The sequence below is a fragment of the Myxacorys chilensis genome (assembly GCF_059505265.1).
In genome coordinates this window covers 44,646-54,399 of sequence record NZ_JCACKG010000242.1, presented here as the reverse complement: position 1 = coordinate 54,399, position 9,754 = coordinate 44,646, and the positions used below count along the sequence as shown (strand labels likewise).

At 49.1% G+C, this 9,754-nt stretch carries 4 protein-coding genes; 3 read left to right on the top strand and 1 reads right to left on the bottom strand.

Translation table 11 applies throughout. The features are described 5' to 3' along the window. Positions 1–302: 302 nt before the first annotated feature. The 3 genes from AC5JLB_RS25120 to AC5JLB_RS25110 all read left to right on the top strand — a co-directional run bounded on the left by AC5JLB_RS25120 (position 303) and on the right by AC5JLB_RS25110 (position 4,775). Entirely contained in the window at positions 303–3,017 is a 2,715-nt protein-coding gene (locus AC5JLB_RS25120; protein WP_495876558.1) for a YfhO family protein, read from the top strand. Positions 3,018–3,036: 19 nt separating this feature from the next. Continuing rightward, complete coding sequence (locus AC5JLB_RS25115) at positions 3,037–3,813, top strand: glycosyltransferase family 2 protein (RefSeq protein WP_495876557.1); 777 nt, start codon at positions 3,037–3,039, stop codon at positions 3,811–3,813. A 185-nt stretch (positions 3,814–3,998) separates the two neighbouring features. Continuing rightward, complete coding sequence (locus AC5JLB_RS25110; protein WP_495876556.1) at positions 3,999–4,775, top strand: class I SAM-dependent methyltransferase; 777 nt, start codon at positions 3,999–4,001, stop codon at positions 4,773–4,775. A gap of 206 nt (positions 4,776–4,981) precedes the next feature. Here the strand turns inward: AC5JLB_RS25110 and gltB are convergent, their stop codons facing one another. Then, on the bottom strand, positions 4,982–9,628 hold the full coding sequence (gene gltB / locus AC5JLB_RS25105; protein ID WP_495876555.1) for a glutamate synthase large subunit: 4,647 nt from the start codon (positions 9,626–9,628) through the stop codon (positions 4,982–4,984). Positions 9,629–9,754 lie beyond the last annotated feature (126 nt).

Here is a 9,754-nt window from a genome sequence, read left to right as displayed (position 1 = left end):
GCCTGGTTCACGCATTGCTGCTACTGTACCTGACTAGATCGAAAAAGGCTGTAATTATCAACACAACCTAGATGACAGCATGACAAATCGGGGTAGTCCGAACTTCGATCTCATCCTCAACTATTTCCCAACAACTCTTAATGCACCAACAAACATACAGAATAGAAATATTGAACCAGCTTGGTCATTATAGAACTTCTATTACCCATGTCCTTTCAGTTCTCTTAGGCTTCTCAGCCTTCTACATCATCTTCTTCGCGCCAATCCTCCTTTTTAATCGTCTCTTGGCGTATGGAGACGCATTGGCTTACTATTTGCCCGCATTCTCCTCCCCCCGCACACTGTGGACACCGTTACTCTTTTCGGGATTTCCGATTGCTGCCGATCCGCAAATTCAGACTTGGTATCCGTTATCTCTGTTGTTCTCGCTACTGCCCCACGCCTGGAACAGCTTTGTAATCTGCGCCTACGTCCTCGCCAGTTGCTTTACCTATGGCTACGTCCATAGCCTAACTCAGTCCAAGTTAGCCGCCACAATATCAGGGTTTACTTACGGTTTGAGCGGGTTTATGATTGCTCACCTGTACCATACAACCATGATTCATGCGGCTGCTTGGATACCGCTGATAATATGGGCACTAGACAGGCTCCGCTATCGATTTGACAAGTTCTGGTTCGGGGTCGGCACAATTTCAGTCGCTTGCTGTTTCTTATCAGGACATCCACAAATCTCAGTTTATGGCATTGGCTTAACGATCGCCTATGGGATTGTGTTTGGCTGGACGGCCCCACACGGACGATGGAAATACTACCGCCTTGCGTCGGGCATATTTAGCTTAGGTATCTTGCTCTCCAGTATTCAACTGATTCCTACTGTCCAGCTAGCCCCGTTAAGTCTACGGTCAGAGATGACATTCCAAAACTTTGTAGGCTTCTCTTTACCTGCCTGGCAGGCAGGTCTGTTGCTATTCCCATACCTCACAGGAAAATTTGTCCATTCTGCTGCTCCTGATTCTTCCCCCTCCCTCTACAAAATTGCCTACTGGGGAGAATGGAATTGGGCAGAACTAACGGGTTACGTAGGCTTGCTGCCTGTAATGCTAGCGGTGATCGCAGTCTACACCTACTGCAACAGGCAAATGGTCTGGTTCTGGTTGGGTGTAGGCTTACTGGCGTTGCTCCTTGCTTTTGGAAATAGCACTCCCTTAGCTCAACTTGTCTATCATTTCATCCCTGCCTACAACAAGTTTCGTGCTCAGGGCCGGCATTTTGTAGAGGTTGACCTAGCATTTAGTGTCTTAGCTGGGTTGGGGGTTGCATCTATGCAACGATTTCTCGCACCCCACCGCCTCGTTCTCAAAATTGTGTTTGCTAGTGGTAGCGTGATGCTGGCTAGTTTAGGGGCAATTGTTCTATTTTCTAAGCAACTTAAAACTAAAGCTTTAAGTGCAGGAGTAGATAGCTTACCGTTACTGCCTTGGTCAAATCCTGCAATCGGAGTACCATTAGTTGTCTTCGTGGTTTCAGCTGCAACGCTCCTATACTGGAGCCGCCGCAAATCTCGATGGAGTTACCTTGCGTTACTCATCGCTTTGCTGATTGATTTAGGCAGTTTTGGACAATTCTCGTATTGGCAGTATTTATTCTCTAAACCAAGCGCTCTAATTCCAACTGCTTCTGTTCAAACATATCAGCAGTTGACAGAGTCTAGCCAGCAGCGCATCTTAACAATGAGCGGATATCTGGGCAGCCTCAGTGAGATTATCCCGAATCTATCTCGACTGTGGAGAGTTCCCAATGCAAGCGGCTATACCCCAATGACATTGGCTAGAATTAGCCAGTTGTATTCCATTTCTGCGGATGGAATTGTGTCTACAGCGAGTTTAGATAAGTCAGATCGCTCGTTAGACCTGATGGCAGTCCGCTACCTGTTTATGCCAACACCTGTCCGCATTGAGCGGAAGGGTATTGCTTGGTCTGATGAGAATTTATCTTTAACGGTTGGCTCTGGAGACTGTGCCACAAATCTATCTCAGTCTATTACCCTCAATGTACCGGAGCAAAGAACAACAGCGATTGGCTTCGTAACTTCGCTTGCCTGTTCAACGACGATTCCCAATTTGACACCTGTGGTTAATGTTTCTATCACCGATACTCAGGGTCGTATCGAAAATCGGAGTCTAAAAGCAGGACCCGATACGGCTGAATGGGCAGCCGATTGTGCCGATATCAAACCTCAGTTGCGGCATCAGCGCGCCCCTGTCTTTTCAAGTGTCCCAGTTTTGAGAGAGAACTTGACATGCAGCAGCAACAATTATGTTAGTATCCTGCAATTAAATCAGACGCAACCGCTCAAGACCCTCTCTCTACAGTGGACCGGTGGGCCTGGTGTCATCATGGTAAAAAAAATCAGTTTGATTGATGACACCGATCATTCCTTACTGCTGTCTGACCAGTCAAGGAATCTGCACAATACTTCTAAGTGGCGGTATGTTGAAACTGTTGGAGATGCGATTGTGTACGAAAATCAGCAGGCAATGCCTCGTGCTTGGTTGGTTCCGGAAGTGGTTGCCATGGCTCAAGAAGACATCTTACGAACGATCAAAACGTCTAAGCTTCCAGACGGTCGTCCCTACGATCCAAGCCAAATTGCCTTAACTGAAGAAGACTTCACACTCAAGTCTTTGCCCCAGAAGCTGGCTACTGCCAAAACTACCCTCATTTCTGATACTCAGGTAGAAGTCCAGACAGAATCCACTGCACCCGCTTTCTTGGTGTTGAGCGATGTTTACTACCCTGGATGGAGAGTATCAATAGATGGCAAATCAACCCATCTTTTTTCTGCGAACTATGTCCTCCGCGGAGTGTCTCTACCAGAAGGACGTCACACCGTCAAGTTCGAGTTCAAGCCTCAGAGTTTTCATGTAGGCGTTGGCATAAGTACGGCTGCATTGTTCGTTTTGGGCTACGTTCTACTCCGCGCCCAATCTCACCTCTCTATTTCTGAAAAGCGCTAACTCATTCATGTCACACTCTTTGAATAACACTTCAGTTGTTATTGTTTTACCTGTCCATAATGAAGAAGCAACCTTAGCTGGGGTTGTAGAAGAAATTGACGCGGCATTTAGCAGTATGGCACTGCCCATGCTGTTGTTTGTAGACGATGGCAGCTCTGATCGATCACGCGAAATTATCGCTCAACTGATTGGGAGCCGGGGTAAGGTTTGCTGTTTGGCATTTTCGCGAAACTTTGGGCATCAAGCAGCAGTGATGGCAGGGCTAGCCTATGCTCCGGATGGCTGCATTGTATTAGTCATGGATGCTGATGGACAAGATCCACCCAGTGTTGCATTAGAACTAGTGCATCAGGTACTTTACGGTTTTGATATTGCATATGGCATTCGCCAAAAGCGCGAGGGCAAGAACCGCTTCAAACGACTGGCTTACTGGAGCTTTTATCGCGTTCTGTGCTGGCTTTCTAGTACAAACCTTCCCCTCGATGCGGGAGACTTTTGTGCGTATTCGTCACGTGCCGCAAGATTACTAGCCAATATGGGGGAGTCCTATCCCTACATTAGAGGATTGCGGGCTTGGATTGGATTGAACCAAGTCGGAGTGCCTTATTACCGTCCCGATCGCGTTGCTGGAGAAACTAGTTATAACCTCACACGCTTGATACGATTAGCGCTGGATGGCATTCTAGGATTTTCTCTTAAGCCCTTGAGGTTCTCCCTATATCTAGGTTTGATCACGTTTCTCCTTTGCCTTCTTTTGGGATTGATTTACCTCATGCTATATGTTTTTAACATTTAGGTTGCAGGGTCAAGCGTGAGGTCAGTGCCAGGATTCACGACGCTAATTTTAATGATTTTTGCTTTTAGGGGACTTCAAATGATGATGTTGGGCATCATTGGCGAGTATTTGGGGCGGTTATTTGAACAGTCTAAAGGCAGACCCCGATTTATTATTGCAGAAACACTCGGAAGATTGGAGAAACCATGAGCGTAGTTAATCAAATTGTAAAGTTGAGTTCTCCTGCCAACGTTAGTATGGCAAATGCTTGGTTTGATTACGGCAAGGCAAATCATTTTTGGGTGCGTCATCGCAATGCGGTGCTTGATCGGCACTTCAGTTTTTGGGTTCGTCGAGCATCTCAAATATGTGAGATCGGCTGTGGTAACGGCTTGATTCTGAGCCATCTGGCACAACAGTACAACCGAGCAGTCGATGGTTTTGAGTTGAATGACAAAGCCCTACACCTTTGTCCACCATTGCCAGGAACCCTTTATATTTACAACGTCCTTCAACGTCATCCCGATATGGTGCATCGTTATGATGTCCTGTTCATGATGGATGTATTGGAGCATATTGAGAATGAGGTCGAGTTTTTACAAGCCGTTCGCGACCACCTAATAGAGAATGGCTGGCTAATCATCGGAGTGCCGATGCGCCAACATCTGTATTCTGCTTATGACGCAGCAGATGGACATTATCGGCGCTATTCCTCCTCCTATCTAAGCTCCATAGTGCAGGCATCGGGATTTGAAGTAAAGCAAATTGTGCAGTGGGGGCACGCATATATTCCCCTTCTAATGTTGCGTCAATGGTTGCTACAGAATAGCAGCGGAGACGAGGCGATTCGCCAGGGATTTGCGGTTTCTAACCTCGTTAACTCCGTATTATCGATAATCCGTTACCTAGATTTCATCCCTACTTTTGGGATACCAGGGGCCTCCTCGCTGCTTTTGGCGCAGAAATCAACTCCAACAAATTGATAGGTTTGTAGGAATTGCTAAATACTCGATTCATTGGGTACTACGCTAAATGAATAGAGCTAAATCACCAAAGCCAACTCTAGCAAAGCCTTCTGAGTAGAATATCAATAGGTCTAGAACATGACCCAGTAACCTATCTTGAGTAGTTTTTGAAGAAGCAGGGACACAAATCGCATCCCCGCTTTCGCTTTTCTGCAGGCTGCAAGTTACACGGACATTGCAACTTTAACCGCATCCGGATTTGCTTCCGGCGTATCTTTTTCAGACGGCGGTACGACCTGCCAGAACTTCGGCAAATACTCCGACCAGTCCGCTAAGATGGCTTTCGCTTTCGGGCTACCTGTACGATCGCTGTGCGCTTGGATCAATTCCTTTAACTGTTGCTCACCCGCAGGTGTGGTCACCCGTTGCACCTTCACAATTTCAGGATTCACTTTTGCTTGGAAGGTATTATTTTCATCCAAGAAGTAAGCGAGTCCGCCCGTCATGCCTGCGCCCACATTGCGACCCGACCGACCCAGAACCACTACGACACCGCCCGTCATGTATTCGCAGCAGTGATCGCCCACACCTTCGACAACCGCTTCAGCTAGGGAATTGCGAACGGCAAATCGTTCCCCCGCTTGACCATTGGCGAAAAGACGACCTCCTGTAGCGCCATATAAGCAAGTATTGCCGATGATCACATTTCGAGAAGCATCATAGGTTGCATCAATAGACGGCTTGATCGCAATTTCGCCGCCGTGCATCCCTTTACCCACATAATCGTTGGCTTCACCAACCAAGTTAAGCGTCATACAAGGTAGGTTAAACGCGCCGAAGCTTTGACCGACACTGCCTGTGTAGTTCAGCGTCACCTGACCGCTGAAACCAGAGTTACCGTATTTCGCCGCGATCGCACCGGCTACTCGTGTCGCCACTGTCCGGTCTGTATTCACCACCACTACGTCTTTGGTCAAATTAGCTTGATTGGCGATCGCCGATTGCACCTTGGCATCTGCCAGCAGGTCGTCATCGACCACATGACCATTACTGTGAACGGTCTCATGCTGAAGCCAACTGCGATCGTTACGAGTATCAGGTAGCTGAGTCAAACAATCTAAATTCAACGTCTTGGTTTTGGTCAGTTCCACGCCTTCCCGCATTTTGAGCAGATCAGCGCGTCCAATTAGGTCACTTAGAGATTGATATCCGAGTCGAGCTAATAGCGATCGCACTTCTTCCGCAATGAATAAGAAGAAGTTGACCACATGTTCTGGAGTGCCAGGGAAGCGCTTCCGCAGTTCTTCTTTCTGGCTAGCAACGCCGACGGGACAGTTGTTGGTGTGGCAAATTCGAGCCATGATACAGCCTTCAGCAATCATGGCGATCGAGCCGAAGCCGTACTCTTCACCGCCCATCAGCGCCGCCATGATGATATCCCAGCCGGTTTTGATGCCGCCATCGACCCGCAACAGGACGCGATCGCGCAATTGATTTTCCATCAGCACCCGATGCACCTCGGTTAGACCCAGTTCCCAAGGGCTACCCGCATGTTTAATCGAGCTAAGCGGAGACGCACCCGTGCCGCCATCGTGTCCAGAAATTTGAATAATGTCGGCATTTGCTTTCGCAACGCCTGCTGCGATCGTGCCAATTCCCACCTCTGCCACCAATTTCACCGAGACTTGCGCCTTGGGATTAATTTGATGCAGATCGAAAATCAGTTGAGACAGATCTTCAATGGAATAGATGTCGTGGTGCGGCGGTGGCGAAATCAGCGTCACTCCCGGCTTCGAGCGGCGCAACATGGCAATATAAGGACTCACTTTTGGTCCTGGTAACTGACCGCCTTCACCCGGTTTTGCCCCTTGAGCAATCTTAATTTCGATTTGCTTGGCACTCATCAGATATTCTGGCGTGACGCCAAATCGTCCAGACGCAACTTGTTTAATGGATGAACTGGCGGTGTCTCCGTTCTTCAAGCCTTTGAGATGCGGCAGGACAGGCGAAAGTCCTTGCTCTACGTCGTTTAGCACCTTGAAGCGAACCGGATCTTCGCCGCCCTCACCCGAATTCGATTTGCCGTTCAGCCGATTCATCGCGATCGCTAGCACTTCATGAGCTTCACGAGACAGGGCTCCGAGCGACATTCCTCCGGTACAGAACCGCTTCACAATTTCTGTGGCAGATTCTACCTCGTCAATGGAGATTGACGGGCGATCGCTCTTGAAGTCAAGCAAATCACGCAGCGCTGTTAGCGGGCGATTGGCTAAATGCCGCTGATACAGCTCGTAATGATCGAAGCTCTTAGTTTCCACCGCTTTGTGCAAGTGCTTTGCGAGTTCTGGACTATTCATGTGGTACTCGCCTCCCGGACGGTACTGCACAAATCCAAAGTTCTCTAGTTTTTTCGCGCTCAGTTCTGGAAAGGCGCGACTGTGGAACGACAGAATTTCTTGTGCCAGATCATTCACGCTCAGTCCGCCTAGGCGAGATGCGGTGCCACAAAATCCCATGTTCAGCAGGTCGCCGCCAATGCCGATCGCTTCAAAGATCTGTGCGCCCTGATAGCTCGATAGCAGAGAGATTCCCATCTTCGAGAGAATTTTGAGCAGTCCATCTTCAACCGCTTTGCGATAATTTGCTTGCACTGCTGTTAAGCTTGCCGCTTTAATTTTGCCGCGCTCCATCATCGTCTGGGTTTTCGGATCTGACCACCACGATCGCACACTTTCTAGCGCCAGATACGGACATACGGCGCTTGCGCCATAGCCGACTAGACATGCGAAATGATGGGTACTCCAAGCTTGAGCCGTATCAGCGACTAGCGACACTTTCATTCGGAGCCCCTGACGAATCAGATGATGGTGGACTGCACCTACAGCAAGTAACGGTGGAATATAGCTCTGCTCAGCCGTCAAACGAGCCGAGTTGCCGTTTTTATCTAAGCGATCGCTGAGAATCAAAATCTTCTGACCCGCCCGAACGGCTTCAGCCGCGTCTTGGCACAGTTGAGTGACAGCGCGTCTCAGTCCTTCCGGCCCTTCTGACACTTCAAATAACGTTGATAAACTAGTCGTCTCGAATCCCGATTGCCGAATTTGATCTAGTTCAGGCTCACTCAGCACCGGAGATTCCAGCAGCAGCAAATTGGCATATTCTGGCTTTGCATCAAGCATGTTGCCGCGTCCGCCAAGCTGCATTGTCAGAGACATCACCAGCTTTTCGCGCAACGGATCGATCGCTGGATTCGTCACTTGCGCAAACCGCTGCTTGAAATAGTCATAGAGGACGTGAGGACGTGAGGACAGAACAGCAAGAGGAATATCATCCCCCATACAGAATGTCGGCTCTTTTCCTTGTGCCGCCATTTCCTGAATCGTCATCTCCACATCTTCAGCGCTATAGCCAAACGCGGTTTGTGCCGTCAATAGCGCTTGAGTTTTAGCTTCTGCGGTGTCAATAAAGGTTTGAGATTGCAGCGATCGCCGATTTTGGCGCACCCAGTCTCCGTAGGGATGAACTGCCGCGACCCGCTTTTTCAGATCCCAATTTTTCAAGATTTCGCGAGACTCTAGATCAAACGCGATCGTCTGTCCGGGACCAAGCCGCCCTTTCTCAACAATCTCATCTTCTGGCAACTGAACGACGCCCGCTTCAGACGCAACGACAAGATAGCCATCGCGAGTAATGCTGTAGCGGGCAGGACGCAACCCATTGCGATCGAGGCTTGCTCCAACTCGCTTGCCATCACTAAATACCAGTAGCGCCGGTCCATCCCACGGCTCTTGAATGCCACTGTAATATTCGTAGAAATCTATGATTTCAGGATGCTCTTGCAAATCAGGCTGATTTTTATACGCCTCTGGAACCATGATCATCAAGGCTTCCATCGGAGTCCGTCCCGATCGCACCAGCAATTCTAAAACGTTATCCAAGCTAGCAGAGTCACTGTTCTCTGGATTAACAGTGGGCTTCAATGCCTCGATTTTTTCACCCCAGCAAGGATGCGCCAAATCTTCTTGTCGGGCCAACATCCAGTTGACGTTACCCAACTGAGTATTGATTTCACCATTGTGTCCGAGCAATCGCATTGGCTGAGCAAGCGGCCATTTCGGTAACGTATTGGTGCTAAATCGGCGGTGATAGACAGCAAACGCACTTTGATAAGCAGAATTTTGAAAGTCCTGATAAAACTCACCCAAGACTTCTCCCCGCACCATGCCCTTGTAGACGATCGTGCGACTAGAAAACGAGCAAACGTAGAACTCTTCCAGTCCAGAATTTGAGTCTGCCGCTTTCGCGATGGCGTTTTCAATGCGCTTGCGAATCAGATACAGCTTCCCTTCTAAGTCATCTCCCCGAAGCTGAGCCGACTGAACCAAAATCTGCTCGATCTGAGGCTGGTTCTCACGGGCTTGAACGCCTAATACATCGGGGTTAACCGGAAGCACTCGCCACCCTAAAACCGATAATCCTTCCTCAGCGACAATTTGTTCGACCGTCTGACGTGATGTTGACGCGATCGCGCCGTTTTGGGGCAAAAACATCATGCCTACACCCACGCCCTCAGACGGCAACGATGTCCCCGTCGAGGTCGCCCATTCATTCAGCATTGCCCAAGGAATTGCTGTCATCACCCCTGCGCCATCTCCAGAATCGCGATCGGCGCTACATCCTCCCCGATGCTCCATACAAGAAAGCGCCGTCAGCGACTTCAACACCAGATCGTGGCTTTCTCGTCCCTGCTGATCGGCAATAAAGCCCACACCACAGGCATCCCGCTCTTCCACAAGCCACCGCTGACCTGCATATGTCGCGTTTTGGTGATCCTGCGATCGATTCTCAGATGTTGCACTTACGTTAGTCATGGGATGGTTCATTCCACTCATTTCAATGAAAGATGTAGTTGATGGCTAGGGACGGGGAAGGCGCTCACGCTGGTAGCAACGTAAACGATTAGGTTAAGGGCTGATTTCGTCAGAAACTTTATATGA

Coding starts and splice junctions, on each gene's coding strand:
- AC5JLB_RS25110 (WP_495876556.1), top strand. CDS start 3,999: ATGAGCGTAGTTAATCAAATTGTAAAGTTGAGTTCTCCTGCCAACGTT.
- gltB (WP_495876555.1), bottom strand. CDS start 9,628: ATGACTAACGTAAGTGCAACATCTGAGAATCGATCGCAGGATCACCAA.